The sequence below is a fragment of the Litorisediminicola beolgyonensis genome, assembly GCF_042679605.1.
Lineage (GTDB): Bacteria > Pseudomonadota > Alphaproteobacteria > Rhodobacterales > Rhodobacteraceae > Litorisediminicola > Litorisediminicola beolgyonensis.
The window spans coordinates 55,158-69,514 of sequence record NZ_JBHTMU010000019.1 but is presented as its reverse complement, the minus strand read 5'-3'; the positions used below and the strand labels follow the sequence as shown (position 1 = coordinate 69,514).

The 14,357-nt window shown below is 64.7% G+C and carries 14 protein-coding genes and 1 tRNA gene; 6 read left to right on the top strand and 9 right to left on the bottom strand.

The genetic code is table 11. The features are described 5' to 3' along the window. The 4 genes from ACFQ4E_RS12055 to ACFQ4E_RS12040 form a co-directional block, all read right to left on the bottom strand. A partial coding sequence (locus tag ACFQ4E_RS12055; protein WP_386803853.1) for a DNA polymerase III subunit delta' occupies nt 1-923 on the bottom strand: 923 nt, incomplete at its 3' end. After that, nucleotides 920-1,555, bottom strand: a complete 636-nt coding sequence (gene tmk / locus ACFQ4E_RS12050) for a dTMP kinase (protein WP_386803852.1) — start codon at nt 1,553-1,555, stop codon at nt 920-922. The genes ACFQ4E_RS12055 and tmk, both read right to left, overlap by 4 nt. Continuing rightward, a complete protein-coding gene (locus tag ACFQ4E_RS12045) occupies nt 1,552-2,721 on the bottom strand; it encodes a D-alanyl-D-alanine carboxypeptidase family protein (RefSeq protein ID WP_386803851.1) in 1,170 nt (389 codons plus the stop codon). The genes tmk and ACFQ4E_RS12045 overlap by 4 nt, the downstream gene beginning before the upstream one ends. 27 nt (nt 2,722-2,748) lie before the next feature. Then, complete coding sequence (locus tag ACFQ4E_RS12040) at nt 2,749-3,702, bottom strand: SPOR domain-containing protein (RefSeq protein WP_386803848.1); 954 nt, start codon at nt 3,700-3,702, stop codon at nt 2,749-2,751. Nucleotides 3,703-3,930: 228 nt separating this feature from the next. Between ACFQ4E_RS12040 and ACFQ4E_RS12035 the strand changes: the two genes are divergently transcribed. Then, nucleotides 3,931-4,020: transfer RNA gene (locus tag ACFQ4E_RS12035), tRNA-Ser, on the top strand. Between the two features lie 238 nt (nt 4,021-4,258). Here the strand turns inward: ACFQ4E_RS12035 and ACFQ4E_RS12030 are convergent. Beyond that, nucleotides 4,259-5,044, bottom strand: coding sequence for an ion transporter (locus ACFQ4E_RS12030; RefSeq protein ID WP_386803846.1), 786 nt, complete (start codon nt 5,042-5,044; stop codon nt 4,259-4,261). Nucleotides 5,045-5,584: 540 nt separating this feature from the next. Between ACFQ4E_RS12030 and ACFQ4E_RS12025 the strand changes: the two genes are divergently transcribed. From ACFQ4E_RS12025 to ACFQ4E_RS12005, 5 genes are read left to right on the top strand one after another with little or no spacing between them, the layout of a single operon-like run. Further along, on the top strand, nt 5,585-6,460 hold the full coding sequence (locus tag ACFQ4E_RS12025; protein ID WP_386803844.1) for an STAS domain-containing protein: 876 nt from the start codon (nt 5,585-5,587) through the stop codon (nt 6,458-6,460). A gap of 10 nt (nt 6,461-6,470) precedes the next feature. Beyond that, nucleotides 6,471-6,815 (top strand): STAS domain-containing protein, encoded by a 345-nt coding sequence (locus ACFQ4E_RS12020; RefSeq protein ID WP_386803842.1) that lies wholly within the window; start codon nt 6,471-6,473, stop codon nt 6,813-6,815. Further along, nucleotides 6,787-7,227: an ATP-binding protein gene (locus ACFQ4E_RS12015; RefSeq protein WP_386803840.1), complete on the top strand. Its 441-nt coding sequence runs from the start codon at nt 6,787-6,789 to the stop codon at nt 7,225-7,227. Before ACFQ4E_RS12020 ends, ACFQ4E_RS12015 begins: the two co-directional genes overlap by 29 nt. Beyond that, nucleotides 7,224-8,234: an ATP-binding protein gene (locus ACFQ4E_RS12010; RefSeq protein WP_386803839.1), complete on the top strand. Its 1,011-nt coding sequence runs from the start codon at nt 7,224-7,226 to the stop codon at nt 8,232-8,234. Before ACFQ4E_RS12015 ends, ACFQ4E_RS12010 begins: the two co-directional genes overlap by 4 nt. Continuing rightward, nucleotides 8,231-9,367: an ATP-binding protein gene (locus ACFQ4E_RS12005; protein WP_386803837.1), complete on the top strand. Its 1,137-nt coding sequence runs from the start codon at nt 8,231-8,233 to the stop codon at nt 9,365-9,367. Before ACFQ4E_RS12010 ends, ACFQ4E_RS12005 begins: the two co-directional genes overlap by 4 nt. Before the next feature lie 198 nt (nt 9,368-9,565). On the opposite strand, the gene ACFQ4E_RS12000 is transcribed toward ACFQ4E_RS12005, so the two are convergent. From ACFQ4E_RS12000 to ACFQ4E_RS11985, 4 genes are all read right to left on the bottom strand, one after another. Continuing rightward, nucleotides 9,566-10,489 (bottom strand): LysR substrate-binding domain-containing protein, encoded by a 924-nt coding sequence (locus ACFQ4E_RS12000; RefSeq protein WP_386803835.1) that lies wholly within the window; start codon nt 10,487-10,489, stop codon nt 9,566-9,568. A gap of 822 nt (nt 10,490-11,311) precedes the next feature. Then, nucleotides 11,312-12,289 carry an AbrB family transcriptional regulator gene (locus ACFQ4E_RS11995; RefSeq protein WP_386803833.1) on the bottom strand — a complete coding sequence of 326 codons (978 nt, stop codon included), beginning with the start codon at nt 12,287-12,289 and terminating at the stop codon, nt 11,312-11,314. Between the two features lie 37 nt (nt 12,290-12,326). Beyond that, nucleotides 12,327-13,844: a tripartite tricarboxylate transporter permease gene (locus tag ACFQ4E_RS11990; protein ID WP_386803831.1), complete on the bottom strand. Its 1,518-nt coding sequence runs from the start codon at nt 13,842-13,844 to the stop codon at nt 12,327-12,329. Next, entirely contained in the window at nt 13,844-14,314 is a 471-nt protein-coding gene (locus tag ACFQ4E_RS11985) for a tripartite tricarboxylate transporter TctB family protein (protein ID WP_386803829.1), read from the bottom strand. Before ACFQ4E_RS11985 ends, ACFQ4E_RS11990 begins: the two co-directional genes overlap by 1 nt. Nucleotides 14,315-14,357 lie beyond the last annotated feature (43 nt).

Here is a 14,357-nt window from a genome sequence, read left to right as displayed (position 1 = left end):
GGGCCCGCGACACCGGCGCGGGCGAGCCGCGCGAGCGCGAGGTCGGTGAGCGAGATCAGGAGATCGAGCCGCGCTTCCTGCCCGCGCGCGGCGACGCTTTCCGCGAGCGCCAGCGCCCGGGGCCGGTCGAGATCGGGCAGGTCGCCCAGAACCGCCATGAGCTGTCCGTAAAGCGCGAGGCCGTCGAGATTGGCGAGGCTGAGCGCGCCGCCGACCGATCCCGCCGAGAGAACACCGAGCGATTGCGCCTCTGCGCCGGACAGCGCCACGCCCGCACGGTCGAGCGCGAGCGCCATGTCCTCGGGCCCGAGCGGCGAAAGGCGCAGCTCGCGGCAGCGCGAGCGGATCGTCGGCAGAAGGCGGGCGGGCTGATGGCAGACCAGAAGCAGCGTCGTGCGCGCGGGCGGCTCCTCGAGAAGCTTGAGGATCGCGTTGGCGGCGGCGGTGTTCAGCTCGTCGGCGGCGTCCACGATCACCACGCGACGCCCGCCATCGGCGGCGGAGAGGCCGAAATAGCTCTTGAGCTTGCGCACCTCGTCGACACGGATCTCGGCCGCGAGCCGGTCGCCCTTGTCGTTGGGACCCCGCCGCAGCAGGAACAGCCCCGGCTCCGAGAGCGCCAGGGTCCGGGCCATGACCGGATGATCCTCGGGGATCGAGAGGGTCTCGGGCGGGGGCGGGGCGCCGAAGAGGCCGTCATCCTCGCCGGGATCGGGTGTCGCCAGAAGAAACCGCGCGATGCGCCAGGCGAGCGTCGCCTTGCCGACCCCGCGCGGTCCGGTCAGGAGCCAGCCGTGATGCAGCCGCCCGGCGCTGAACGCATCGAGAAACGCGCCTTGGGCGGCACCCTGCCCCAGAAGCTCCCGCGTCTCGCGCGGGTGCGGCGCGCCCTCGACGCGGTCGGGTTCGGGCAGATCGCTCACGCGGCCTCCAGCCGGGCGGCGAGGCGGGCGCGGATCTCGGACGCGACGATCTCGGGCGGATGGTCTCCGTCGATCACCTCGAAGCGCTCGGGATGCGCCTTGGCCATGTCGAGAAAGATCGCGCGCAGCCGCGCCTGCAGCCCGGAGCCGAAGCTCTCGAACCGGCTCTCGGACCCGATGCGCGCCTCGGCGCGGGCAAAGGAGGTCTCGGGGTCCATGTCGACGAGGAAGGTCAGGTCCGGCTCGATCCCGATCACGAGGTCATGGAGCTTGTCGACCGTGTCGCGCAGATCGCCCCGCGTGGTGCCCTGATAGGCGCGGGTGGAATCCGCGAAGCGGTCGCAGATCACGATCCGACCCTCTGCGAGAGCGGGGCGGATCACCCGTTCGACATGGTCGCGCCGCGCCGCGGTGAAGAGAAGAAGCTCGGTGGTGGCGGACCAGCGGTCGGGATCGCCGTTCAGGACCAGGGCGCGGATCTCCTCGGCGCCCGGCGAGCCGCCGGGCTCACGCGTCAGGAGCGCATCGCGCCCCTCGGCGCGGAGCGCGTCGTGAAGAAGAAGCGCCTGGGTCGACTTGCCCGATCCGTCGATGCCTTCGAAGCTCACGAACAGGCCGCTCTTGCGGCTCACATCGCCTCCGTCGAGCCGTCGGTGAAGCGGCGGAAAAGGACGCCCGAGACCGTCATCAGCCGCGTCAGCACGCCGCCCTGCGGCACCGCTTCGGCGGCCACGAGCGGCACGCGATGCTCGGGCAGGCCCTCGGGGCGGATCAGGAGATCGGCGAGCTTCTGGCCCTTCTCGATCGGCGCCTCGAGCGGGCCGGTATAGACGACCTCGGCCTCGAGCCCGCCGCCGGTCAGGACCGGCAGAAGCATCTCGGTGTCCTTCTCGGTCATCAGCCCGACGGTATCGGCGGCGCCCATCCAGACATCGGCCCGGGCGATCGTGACGCCCGCCTTGGTCACCTGCTCCTCGGCGAATTGGCGAAAGGCCCAGTTGACGATGGCCTCGCTTTCCTCGGCGCGGGCGCGGGTGCTGTCGAGCCCGGTCAGCGCGAAGATCACCCGGCGCTCGCCCTGTTTGGCCGATCCCACCAGCCCGTAGCCTGCCTCTTGCGTATGGCCGGTCTTGAGCCCGTCGGCCCCGATCCCGAGCCCAAGAAGCGGGTTGCGGTTCGAGGAGTTCTGCGGGGCGCGCCCGTCGAACTCGAACTTCTTCTCCGCGAACATCGGGTAGAATTGCGGGAAATCGGTGATCAGGTGATTGGCGAGAAGCGCGAGGTCGCGCATCGACATGACGTGGCCCTCGGCGGGCCAGCCGTTCGAATTTCGGAAGCTCGAATTGCTCATGCCCAGTTGCTGCGCGCGGCGGGTCATCAGCTCGGCAAAGCCGCGCTCGGTGCCATCGGGCGACAGCGCCTCGGCGATCACGGCGCAGGCATCGTTGCCCGAGAGCACGATGATGCCGCGCAGGAGATCCTCGACCCTGACCCGGTCGGTGGTGTCGAGAAACATCGTCGAGCCGCCATAGGACATCGCGTGCGACGAGACCGGCAGCCGTTCATCGAGGGTCAGCCGACCCTCGCGGATCGCCTCGAACGCCATGTAGAGCGTCATCAGCTTGGACATCGACGCGGGCGGCAGTGCCTCGTCGGCGTTCTTGGCCAAAAGCACCGTGCCGGTGGTCTGGTCGAGCACGAAGGCCGCGCGGGCCGAGGTGTCGAAGGCGTGGCCGGGCAGGGCCATCGCGGCCCAGGCGACGAGCGCGAGGAACGGGGAACGCAGGGTCCGGGTCATGGGCGGCTCCGTGAACCGGGGACGAGCTCAGTCGGTGACGGCGTAGGCGTCGGTGAAGCCGGTCCCCTTGATGGTGGACAGAAGGGTGTCGATCTCGGATTTGGTGGTGGCGGGGCCGACAAGCACGCGCCAGAAGGTCTTGCCCGCCGAGCTCTGCTCCTTGACGGTCGGAACCATGCCCGCCTGCCGCATTGCGGTGGCGGTGTTGCGGGCGTTCTGTTCGACCGAGAAGATGCCGATCTGGACGAAGGGCTTCTTGAGCGACGAGGTGACGGCCGGGGCAGGGGCCGGCTGGGGGGCCGGAACGGCGGCGGCGACCTGGACGGGCGCGGGCTCGGCCGGCGGCATCTCCGCAGCCTCGATCCCTGCGGGAGCCTCGGACAGGGCCGCGGCGGCACCGGCGGTCACCGGGTCGAGCGCGGCGCTCTCGATCTCGCCGGGCGCGCCCAGCTCTTCCTCGAGGCTCATGGTCTCGGCCACCGGCGCCAGCGTGGCGGGGTCGGCTGCGGGCGCTTCCTCGCGACGGAGCGCGACCACGTTCAGCTGCGTCGGCTGGCCCGCAAGCATGCCCACGGCGGCGGCGGCGTCCGAGGACACCTGCAGCCGCGGCCCCGGCGTCTCGCGCTCGCGCTTGAAGAGGGCGCCGATGACGAACTGGCCGTTGGTCTCGTTGCGGATGATGACCCGCTCCGGCTCGCTCACATCGGGATGCGCGACCCAGACCCCGCCAAGCGAGGGGCGTCCGTCCCAAAGACCGGGCTCGGCGGTCTGGAAGACCTCCGGCGCCTCGACATCGCGCTCGGCGGCCGCACCGGACGAGGCCGCGCGGCTCACCGTGTCGGAGCTGCCGCCATCCTTGCCCTTGAGAAAGCCTGGCGCGTTCTCGCCGCAGGCGGCCAGCGCCATCAGTGCGGCGGCGCAGGTCACCATGCGGAGCCGCGCGGTCGTCTGTCTGTCGGTAGGGGTAATTCTGCTGCTCATGCTCGGGTCCCGCTGCCTGTCTCTCCCGCCCCTCTGGCGCCGCGCTGCCGGTTGTCCGGTCTGAACTGCGTGTCGCAAGATATGGGCTCCGCGCGCCTCGGTCGCGGTTGATTGGCGAAGTCTACCGGTGTCGCGCCCGCATGGGAAGCCCGCAGAGCATCGTGCGCGCGGTTTTTGCCGAGGGGCGCTTTACAGCCGCGCGGCTTGGCCGCTAAGTGCTCTCGCGCGGGAGGTTTGGCAGAGTGGTCGAATGCGGCGGTCTTGAAAACCGTTGGGCGTGAAAGCGTCCCGTGGGTTCGAATCCCACAGCCTCCGCCACCACCCTCTTTACATCGATTTTTCCAGATGCCTTGCGGTGGCGAACTGCGCCTATTTTCAATGCTTTAATGGTTTTCCAAGCTCGCGCTCAGGCCACACTAGCGCTCTAGGCCAGCGACCGTCCTCACCGGGAAGCATCTTACCGACGGACCAGAGGCGGATCATGCTCGAACAATCAGTCCGGGCTGCCAAAGCTCCGCAGCGGCTGCATGTGAAATCATTGTGGTAGGACCCCAAATTATTCGTCGGCGATCTTACGCTGTGCCAAGCGTTGCTCGATCGCGTCGAGGCGCTTGAGGACTTCGTCCCGGTAGTCCTCGGTCGCGGCGTTGGACTCCTGTGCGTGCGCGTCCTGCATGCTGTTCACGATCAGTCCGACAACCAGGTTCACGACAGCGAAGGTCGTGACCAGGATGAAGGGCACAAAAAAGAGCCACGCGTATGGATAGACCGCCATCACGGGTCGCACGATCCCCATGGACCAGCTCTCCAATGTCATGATCTGAAAGAGCGAATACGCGGAGTGTGGAATGGACCCGAACCATTCCGGGAACGCGTCACCGAAGAGCTTCGTAGCCATGACCGCCGCGATGTAGAAGATGAGCGCCATCAGCAAAAACACCGATGCCATGCCGGGCAGGGCGGATACGAACCCCTCCACGACCCTGCGCAAGGTGGGCGCGACCGAGATGATCCGAAGAAGCCGCAGGATCCGCAGAGCCCGAAGGACGGACAAGCCTTGCGTCGCAGGCACCAGGGCGATGGCGACGATTGCGAAATCGAAGACGTTCCATCCCGAGCGGAAGAACGAGAGGCCGCGCGCAAAGATCTTCAACGCTATCTCGACTACGAAGACCGAGAGGCACAGAACATCGAGAAAGATGACGAGCTTGCCCGCCACCGCCATCACACGGTCCGAGGTCTCGAGCCCAAGCACGACGGCGTTGAACAAGATAACACCGGTAATGAAATTCCGGGTGACCGCACGGTCAAGGATCTCAGCGATAGACGTGCGGATGGACATGAGGGACTCCGTATCGGACAGCCACTTCTAATACGTTGCTTGGGGATCGATACAAGGCGGTTTTGACCCATGCAATTGGTCCGTTCCGATAGCGAATTTTCACGCCCACTTCGGAGCCGAGACGAGTGCCGAGATTCCGAAGAAACGAGGCACAGGTGGCCGTTCGCGGTCGCGCTGGAGACCGCTGCACGACCGTCGGTGAGCTCTGACGCAAGAGGGGCGCAGCGAAAACAATCTTCACCGCTGGAAGAAGATTTATGCCGGGTATGCCGGGATGGGTATCCGAGATTCAGCGGTTGACGCAGCTCAGGAAAGAACCCTCGAAGTCCCTGCGGATGGTCACGGACCTGACACTGGATATGACCACGCTCCAGGATGCCCTGCACAACAGGCTCGGATGGTTTGGGCTCGGAGCGTTTGGTCGTTCAGATTGCGCGTTTGCCAGGACCTGCGAGGGCGTGAAACCCTTGCCGGGAGCGTTGACTTTAAATTTAATAATTGGCCTACACGTCCCACCACAACGAACCGAGGTTCACCGACATGCCGCAGACCGCGACGGCAAATATTCTGACCATCCTCGAAACCGATTTCCTGGGGGTCGTGGAAGAATGGCTTGGCTCTCAGGTCAAGGAGGGCGTGAAGCGCTCGGACTTGTTCTCCGACTCTGAAAGTCGCGCCCAGAACCAGGAGCTTCTGAAAGCCTTCGTGAAAGGCGTTCGGGCCGGCGTTGTGAACGAGGAGTTCAACCTCGAAGATGATGCCTGGGAAGACCTTCGCGCCGTCCTTGCAGATGTCAGCAAAGAGCGCGTCAGCCGCGGCGTCACGCCGACCGAGATGGCAACCTTCGTGCTGGCGCTCAAGGAGCCGCTGTTCAAGCGCCTCGAGGCGATGCCCGGCGTCGAAGGCGGGAAGCTCATTCGCGACGTGCTGATGGTCACCCGGCTCGTCGATGCCTTCGCGATCCACACCAACGAGATTTTCATCGCCGAGCGTGACCAGATCATCGAGCGTCAGCGTCAGGAGATGCTCGAACTGTCGACGCCGGTGGTGGAGCTCTGGGACCGGGTGCTGACGCTGCCGCTGATCGGCACGTTGGATTCCGCCCGTGCGCAGGAGGTCATGGAAAACTTGCTGCAGACGATCCTCGAGCGTCAGGCCGAGGTGGTGATCATGGATATCACCGGCGTCGGAACCGTCGACACGCAGGTGGCGCAGCACCTTCTGCGGGCCGCGGCCGCGGTGCGCCTGATGGGAGCCGAATGCATCATCAGCGGAATCAGCCCGATGATCGCTCAGACCATGGTGCAACTCGGCATCGACGTGGGCACCGTCTCGACACGATCGAGCATCCGCACTGCGCTCTCCGATGCGCTGCAGAAGGTCGGATATGTGATCAAGACCAGCGAGGCCTCCTAAGGTGTCGGGCGTGACGTCCATCAACCTGGTCGAGAATGCGCTTCTCGTCTCCATTCACGACGACGTCAGCGATACTGAAATCGTGGAGTTGCAGGAGACCCTCTCGATCCGAATTGCCAAGGAGAACGTCAAGGGCGTGATCCTCGACATCAGTTCATTGGAGATCGTCGATACCTTTGTCGGGCGGGTCATCGCCCAGTTGGCCGGGATCTCCCGGCTTCTGGCCGCTGAGACCTATGTCGTCGGGATGCGCCCGGCGGTGGCCGTCACGCTTGTCGAGTTGGGCATGTACCTTCCCGAGACCCGAACCGCGCTCAGCCTGACCCATGCGCTCTCCCAGTTGCGGCGTGCCTGATCGCAGGGAGGCATCGGTTAAGCCCGCGCTCGCGGAGATCACGCTCACAGCCAGTCGGGACGTCGTGAGAGCGCGTCAGGCGGTCGCGCGAATTCTCAAGGAACGCGGACTTTCGGTGATGCGCATCACTCGTTTCGTGACTGCGGTGAGCGAAATCGCTCGCAACGCCATCGTGCACGGTGGTGGTGGTCACATATCCATTTATATCGATGAACGCGGCGCGTATCTGCGCGTCGAATGCCGGGACGAGGGGCCGGGGATCGAAGATGTGACGCTGGCCATGACCGAAGGCTACACGACCGGGAAAGGGCTGGGCCGAGGGCTTGGCGGAGCCAAGCGGCTCTCACACGGGTTCGAACTCCGATCCGCGGTCGGACAGGGAACGACCGTTTCCATGAGCGTGAAGTTATGAACAATTGGGTCGAGATTGATGATCGAAGCGCCGTCGCCGTTGTCCGGCGGCTTGCGCGGCGCCATGGAGCGGAGCTCGGACTTCCGGAAACGCGCATCGACGAGCTTGGGATCGTGGCGACGGAGGCGACGACGAACATTCTTCGCTACGCCGAGCGCGGCCGGGCCTTGATCGAGATGGTGCGGTCGCCCGGCGCCGGGCTGATCACCATGATCTTCACGGACCGCGGGCCGGGGATCTCGGACATCGATCGCATGTTTCTGGATGGTGAAAGCTCCACCGAGTCCGCGGGGCTCGGCCTCGGGGCCATCGTGCGTCTATCTGACAGCTTCGACATCTTCAGCTCGCCGGAAAACGGGACGACCATCGCCTGCACCTTTGGCGGGCGGGGTGACCACGCGGACATCGGGGTCGAGGCGGTCGGACTGCGGGTATGCCATCCGCACGAGGAACGCTGCGGTGACGATTTCCAGATACGTCAGACCCCGGGGGCGACCGACGTGCTGCTCTGCGATGGTCTTGGCCATGGGCCCGCCGCCGCCGAGGCCGCCGCCGAGGTCACGAGCGCCGCTCTCGCCTCGGGCGGGCTGTCGTCCGAGCCAGGCAAGCTGATGCGGCAGATCACCGAGGCGCTGGTCGGGCGGCGCGGCGCCGTGGCCGCATTGGTGCATATCGCGAAGCCGCAGATGGAGCTGCGCTATTGCGGGCTCGGCAATATCTCGACCTTGCTGATCAGCGCGCAGGGCGTGCGCCGTATGGCCGTTCGAGATGGTCGCATCGGCGGCGCCGCAACGGGGGGCTACGAGGAAGCCGCGCAACTGGAGGCGGGTGACATCGTGATCCTGCATAGCGATGGGCTGAAAACGCTTCGGGAAGCGCACTTCCCGCCCGGCCTTCTCAAGAAAAGCCCGGTGCTGATCGCCGGGTTCTTTCTCGACCGCGCGTTTCGTGGCCGGGACGACGCCAGCATTGTCGTGATGCGCATCAACTCGGAGCGTGCGGAGTGAAGATCTCGAAGCTCACCACGGTGACTCTCGAAAAAAGCACCGACGTGGCTCGCCTGCGGGAGGTGGCCATGACGTTGACCGACGTCTTGCAGTTCGGCCCCTTCGAGCGCACCCGGACTGTGACCGCCGTGGTCGAGCTTGGCCGGAACGCCATCGAGCATGGGCAGAAGGGGCGTGCGACCTTCTCGCTGACCGAGGTGAACGGCAAACCGGCGCTTGGCGTTCTCGTGACGGATCAGGGGCGGGGAATTCCGAGAGAGAAGCTCGCGCTCGACGGCCCGCCGACCTCATCGGCGGGCATGGGTCTGGGGCTGCGCGGCGTTCAAAGGATTGCCAAGCGCTTCGACGTCGAAACCGGTCACGAGGGCACGCAGATCGACGCGGCGTTCCAGCCGTCGAATGTGTGTCCAGCCAGCCCCGCGCTCATCGATCAGGCGAAGAAGGCGTTGGACGACCTGAGTGCCAAGGACCCGACGGCGGCTCTCAGCAAGCAGAATAGGGAGTTGAGCGAGGGCATCGCCGACCGTGACCTGCTCATGCAGGAACTGCACCACCGCACCGGCAACAACCTTGCACTCATCGTCGCGCTGATCCGCATGAGCAAGTCGCAGGCCGAGCAGGATGAAACCCAGCAGGTCCTGGCTGAGCTGGAGGTCCGGGTCGGGTCCCTGGCCAAGGCGCACGAGTTGATGCAGCGCAGCACGGATGTCGGAAAGATCGACCTGTCGGAGATGCTCCACAATGTCGCCGGCACAACGGAGCGTGCCTTGAGTGGAGGTGCCGTCAACGTCAGCATCGAAGTGTCCTGCGACACGCTGCAGCTCGAAAGCAGGTTTGCCGTCGACATCGGGCTCATCATTGGCGAGCTCATCACCAACGCCTTCAAATACGCCTTCGTCGGCAGGGACAAAGGACGCATCCGTGTCGAGGTCACCGGCGATCTGGAACATGGGATCACGCTGGTGATATCGGACAATGGCGTCGGTCTGCCGGCAGATGCCGAGCGTCCGGAGCGGTCGAACTCTCTCGGATGGCGCATGATCCGCACGCTGACCTTCCAGTATGACGCCACGCTGACCGTAGACGGTTCGGATGGGATGCGCGTCGAGATCAAGTTTCCCGCGCCAGCCTGATAGGTTGACGCCGAACTGCAGCGATGACCCTCCTCGCAGACGTCCGGAATCGGCTGCGATCGGACCTCTGTTGCGAGGGCACGAAGCTCGGCGGTCGGCCGCGAGGTGATCTGTCCGGTTCCGGGCGCAGGGTCGACAGTCTCTGCGTGCCTCTCCAAGGTCTACACAGTGTTTGGCCCTGCCACTCTGCCAGGCAACTCACCGCGCAGGCCATTGCACGCTCAGACCTCTATCCGCCGCTGCAATGTCATAGGCCCAGGCTTTAAATGCCTCGACCTTGGGGCTCGTCCATTTGTCGCCAGCTCCGATCAGACACACGCTCCCCAGCGGGGAGTCGCAGACCAGATCCGGGAAAGGCGCGACCAAGGTCTCGCTGGCGAGCTCCTCGTGACACAAGACAATGTTCGCGATCACGACACCTACGCCCATAACGGCAGCCTTCGTTGCGATATCGATGTTCGGAAAGTCCTGGCCTTTTCGGGGATCCAGGCCGTTCGGCTGGAAGGCATCCATCCAAGCCGTCCAGTCCGCGTGATCTCGCGCCTCATGGAGGAGTTCGCACCGCGCCAGATCTTTGACCCGGTAGAGGGATTTTTCCGCACGATAGGACGGTGAACACGCGGGTGTCAGCGACACGGGAAAAAGCGCGAGATGCTCGATATCCCGGGGTCGGTTTGGCCAATTCGACACGGAGAAGCCGATATCGGCATCCACCCTGTTGAATCCGCCGTCCGGGTAGAAATCGGTTGTCAGCCGCAGCTTGATATCGGGATGCGTCCTTCGAAAGTCGTCCAGTTTTGGCAGCAGCCAACGGATCGATGTTCCAGGCGGACAAATCACGCGGAGTTCGGACGCATCTGAAGAGATCCGATCGGCTCCACGTGCGATCATGCCGAAGGCTTCCGTTAGAACGGGCAACAATTGGCGACCCGATTCGGTCAACCGAACGCCTTGCGCCTGCCGCACGAACAACGCCACGCCGAGGTTGTCTTCAAGCAGTTTGACATGTCGGCTGATGGCCCCGCGCGTGACGCTCAGCTCGTCCGCCGCACCAATGAAGCCGCCGTGGCGCGCAGCGGCCTCGAAGGCGCGAAGCGCGTTGAGGGGAGGAAGTCTTGCCATGGCGGTAGGCTCACTTTTTCTAATCCTTATGGTGCATAGAACTGATTTGCGCGCAACTCTTTCGAAAGGCAGGTTTGAAGAGAAGTCCAAGTCTTTCAGGTAATATCGATGTCACTCTCCAAATTCACCGGAAATGGCATGTCATCTTGGGTCGCCGCGCTGCTGAAAGCCGCTAATAATTCTCTCCCTCGACCGTTAGGGGGAAGGGAACAGGATGCGACCCTTAAAGAACTGGAGCGGCTGGCGATGGTCTCGCCTCATCTGCTTGTCGACCTCGGGTTTTCGATTGATGAGGTTGAAAGCACGGCGAATGCCGTCGGTTGGCGCTTGCAGGACATGCTCGTGTTTGCCGCGGTCTCTGAAGGGCGATGCTGTGCTATGCGTGTTTCGAGCAAGGCGACGCGAAGAGCGGCGAGCACGGAGGGCGGGCGGTTCGGTGAGGAGCATGACGAGTGCTCCTGTCCGACATTCAGCCCTTCATCACCGACTCCGAAACCGCGCTTTCCCAAATCATCTCGCGGTGGGGAAGCAGCTCTTCTACCCGCGCGGGCCATCGCCAACAGCGTTACCCCGGCGAAGACTGACACCTGCAATTGCGCTGCTCCCCGACCCTGGATCGCCTGAAGCCTGCGGAAAAAAGTCCGGTTCATCGTGCAGCCTATGAAAGCCGGACAGGCAATATCGGCACCAAGTCGCGGCATGTCGCTATTTGAGACGACTGCTGAGTTCGACGAGTGATGCTCGGGATCTGTGTTTTCGCGCTCTTAACAACACCTGCTCAAGCGACTTTGGAGGGCAGGCGCCGGGCATGGCCTGCGGTACCTACAGGCGCAGTGCGATCGGGACGATCACGACCAGTGCGAGGATGCGCGCGAAGTGATGCACCGCGACATAGGCCGGATCGTAGCCCAGGGACAGACCGATGGCGGCCATGGCCTCGACCCCTCCGGGCGCGTAGGCGATCCAGACTCGGGCGAAGGGCAGCCCGGTTGCGCTTTGAGCGATCCACGCAAAGACCAGCGACAGGATCAAAGCCGTCGCCACGACGGATGCGCCTGCCAGAAGGTTGTGCTTTACCTGCGCCGCAGTGACCCGGCTCAATCTGCTGCTCAGCACTGCCCCGGTGATGGCGAAGGCCGCAAAGAGCAGCCACGACGGTGATGATCCGTGGACGAGCCCGGTGGCATGCGCGGACGCGCTGGCGAGCATCCCGGCCAGAAGGGCTGCGGCAGGCAGGCCTGCGCGCGCGCCCCGCAGACCCAAACCGGTCGACAATGCGACCAGACCGACCAGAACGGGAACCGGCATGGCGTCGCCTGCAACCGTCACTTCTGACGCCGATCCCTCCAGCACGTAGGCCAGAGGCGGGACCGAAACCACCAAGATGAGAAGACGCATCAATTGCAGGAACATGACAGCCGTCGCGTCCCCGTGTCCCTCCGCTGCGATTGCAATTGCATTGGACATCGTGCCGGGAGAGCTGGCCAGAGTTGCGGTCTGGGTGTCGAGACCGAAGGCGCGTGTCAGGACCAGGCGACCGAGGGCAATAGTTGCCACCAGCGAGGCCACGAGGATCGCAAGGCTGACCGCCCAGACCTCGACCTGATCGAAAATCCGTTCGTCGATCCCGGAGCCGAGTGACACGCCGATGCTCGCGAAGGCGATATCACGCAAACGGGTGGGCAGGCCAACGCGCTGACCCGTCGCAGCCAAGGCGACGACAGCGACCGTGCTGCCGATCAGGGCACCGGCCGGAATGCCCGCAAGGGCGGCCAAAGCCGCCCCCGCAAAGGCGATCACAAGCGTGACCGCGTAAGGTTTTGCGTTCGACATGTGTCTAGCCTCGGGACGTGGCGTCGCCTTCCAACTTCCGTGCCCGGCGGGCCAGCCAGATCGGCGCGACCACCACCAGGATGGCGAGGACATAGAGCGTGACGCTCTTGTAGTCCTGAACCAGGATCGCCCAGTCCCCCCCCGAGATCGACAGCGCCCGGCGCAGGTTGTTCTCGAACAGCGAGCCCAGAACGAAGCCCAGGATGACCGGCGCGAGGCTGAAGTCGAGCTTGCGCAGGAACCATCCGAAGACACCGAGCCCGGTGATCAAGAGCAGGTCGAACGGGTTGCCGACGATGGTGTAGATCCCGATGAAGGCCAGGATCGCGATCAGCGGCGTCAGGTAGTGCTGCGGGATCGTCAGCATCCGGGCGAAGAGCCCCACGAGCGGAAGGTTGATCACCAGAAGCGCGACGTTGCCGATATACATCGACGCGATCAGGCCCCAGGCCACTTCAGGCCGCTGGGTGAACATCATCGGACCGGGCTGGATGTTGAACATCAAAAGCGCGCCCAGAAGGATCGCCGTCGTGCCCGAGCCGGGGATGCCCAGCGTCAGCATCGGCACCATCGCCCCGCCCGCCGCGGCGTTGTTCGCCGCTTCGGGAGCGGCCAGACCGCGGATATCACCGGTGCCGAAGGTCTTCTCCGTGTCGGAGATGCGCTTCTCGGTCCCGTACGCGACCGCCGAGGCCACGGAGGCGCCTGTGCCGGGCAGGATGCCGATGAAAAAGCCGATGACCGAGGCGCGGGCGATGGTCCATTTGCATTTCACCAGATCGGCCCAGCGCACGAAGCTCTTGTCCACGGGCAGGGATTTCAGCTTGCCGGACACCTGATGCTCGACCAGCGTCAGGAGCTCGGCCATGCCGAAGAGTCCCACCACGACGATCAGGAAGTCGATGCCCGCCAGGATATCCGGGATGCCGAAGGTGTAGCGCGGCACGCCGGTATTGGCGTCGATGCCGATGGTCGCCAGCATCAGGCCGATGGTCGCGCCCAGGAGCGTCTTGACCGTCGACTTGCCGACCAGAGAGGCGAGCGAGGCGAAGGCGAAGACCATCAGCGCCACGTAATCGGCAGGCGAGAAGGTGACGGCGAAGGAGGCCAGAAGCGGCGCGAAAAGCGACATCAGGATCACCGCGAAGGTGCCGCCGATGAAGGACGCGACCGCCGAGAGCGACAGCGCCCGGCCCGCGTCGCCGTTTCGGGCCATCGGGTTGCCGTCGAGCGTGGTCATCACCGCGCCCGCATCGCCCGGCACGTTCAGCAGGATCGAGGAGATCCGCCCGCCATATTCGGCGCCGTAATAGATGCCTGCGAGCAGGATCAGCGCGGATTCCGGCCCGAAGCCCAGGCCGTAGGCGATGGGGAGCAGGATCGCGACGCCATTGATCGGCCCGAGGCCCGGCAGCGCGCCGATCAGCGTGCCCGCGAAGCAGCCCGCGAGGACGAGGAACAGGTTGAAGGGATCGAGCGCGACGCCAAAGCCCGTCGCAAGCCCGGAAAACACGGCGTCCATCACGAAGCTCCTTGTTGGTCGGAGGCGGCCATCAGGTACTCGATCAACTCACCCTCGGGCAGGTTCAGCTCGAGCAAGGTCACGCAGAGCAGGTATCCCGCGACACCGGCGGACACGCCGAAGACCAGAGCGCGCACGATGCCGGCCCCCAGCATGGCGCAAAGCACGGTGCCGAAGAGGATGGTCGACAGGATGAACCCCAGCGGCTCGTAGAGCTCGGCATAGGCGCAGAGCAGGATGAGCGTGGCCGCAAGGCGGAACCAGGTGCTGCGCGTGACGCCCATATCAGTGGCGTCGGGTTTCCACAGGATCACGAGAAGGCACGCGATCGCGACGAGCGACAGGATCCGCGGCCAGCTTTCGGGGCCAAGCGGATCGTATTGGAACGGGGCTTTGATGGCAGTGAAGGCGATGACCGCGTAGGCCAGCGTCACGACCAGAAGCACCCCGGCAAAAATGCGGTCGACCATGACGGTCTCCTCAACTTCTGGGGTGAATTGGCAGATGAAAACC

Excerpts from the sequence above, each read along its gene's own strand:
- ACFQ4E_RS12045 (WP_386803851.1), bottom strand. The coding sequence starts at position 2,721 with ATGACCCGGACCCTGCGTTCCCCGTTCCTCGCGCTCGTCGCCTGGGCC.
- ACFQ4E_RS12040 (WP_386803848.1), bottom strand. The coding sequence starts at position 3,702 with ATGAGCAGCAGAATTACCCCTACCGACAGACAGACGACCGCGCGGCTC.
- ACFQ4E_RS12030 (WP_386803846.1), bottom strand. The coding sequence starts at position 5,044 with ATGTCCATCCGCACGTCTATCGCTGAGATCCTTGACCGTGCGGTCACC.
- ACFQ4E_RS12025 (WP_386803844.1), top strand. The coding sequence starts at position 5,585 with ATGCCGCAGACCGCGACGGCAAATATTCTGACCATCCTCGAAACCGAT.
- ACFQ4E_RS12015 (WP_386803840.1), top strand. The coding sequence starts at position 6,787 with ATGCGCTCTCCCAGTTGCGGCGTGCCTGATCGCAGGGAGGCATCGGTT.
- ACFQ4E_RS12010 (WP_386803839.1), top strand. The coding sequence starts at position 7,224 with ATGAACAATTGGGTCGAGATTGATGATCGAAGCGCCGTCGCCGTTGTC.
- ACFQ4E_RS12000 (WP_386803835.1), bottom strand. The coding sequence starts at position 10,489 with ATGGCAAGACTTCCTCCCCTCAACGCGCTTCGCGCCTTCGAGGCCGCT.
- ACFQ4E_RS11990 (WP_386803831.1), bottom strand. The coding sequence starts at position 13,844 with ATGGACGCCGTGTTTTCCGGGCTTGCGACGGGCTTTGGCGTCGCGCTC.
- ACFQ4E_RS11985 (WP_386803829.1), bottom strand. The coding sequence starts at position 14,314 with ATGGTCGACCGCATTTTTGCCGGGGTGCTTCTGGTCGTGACGCTGGCC.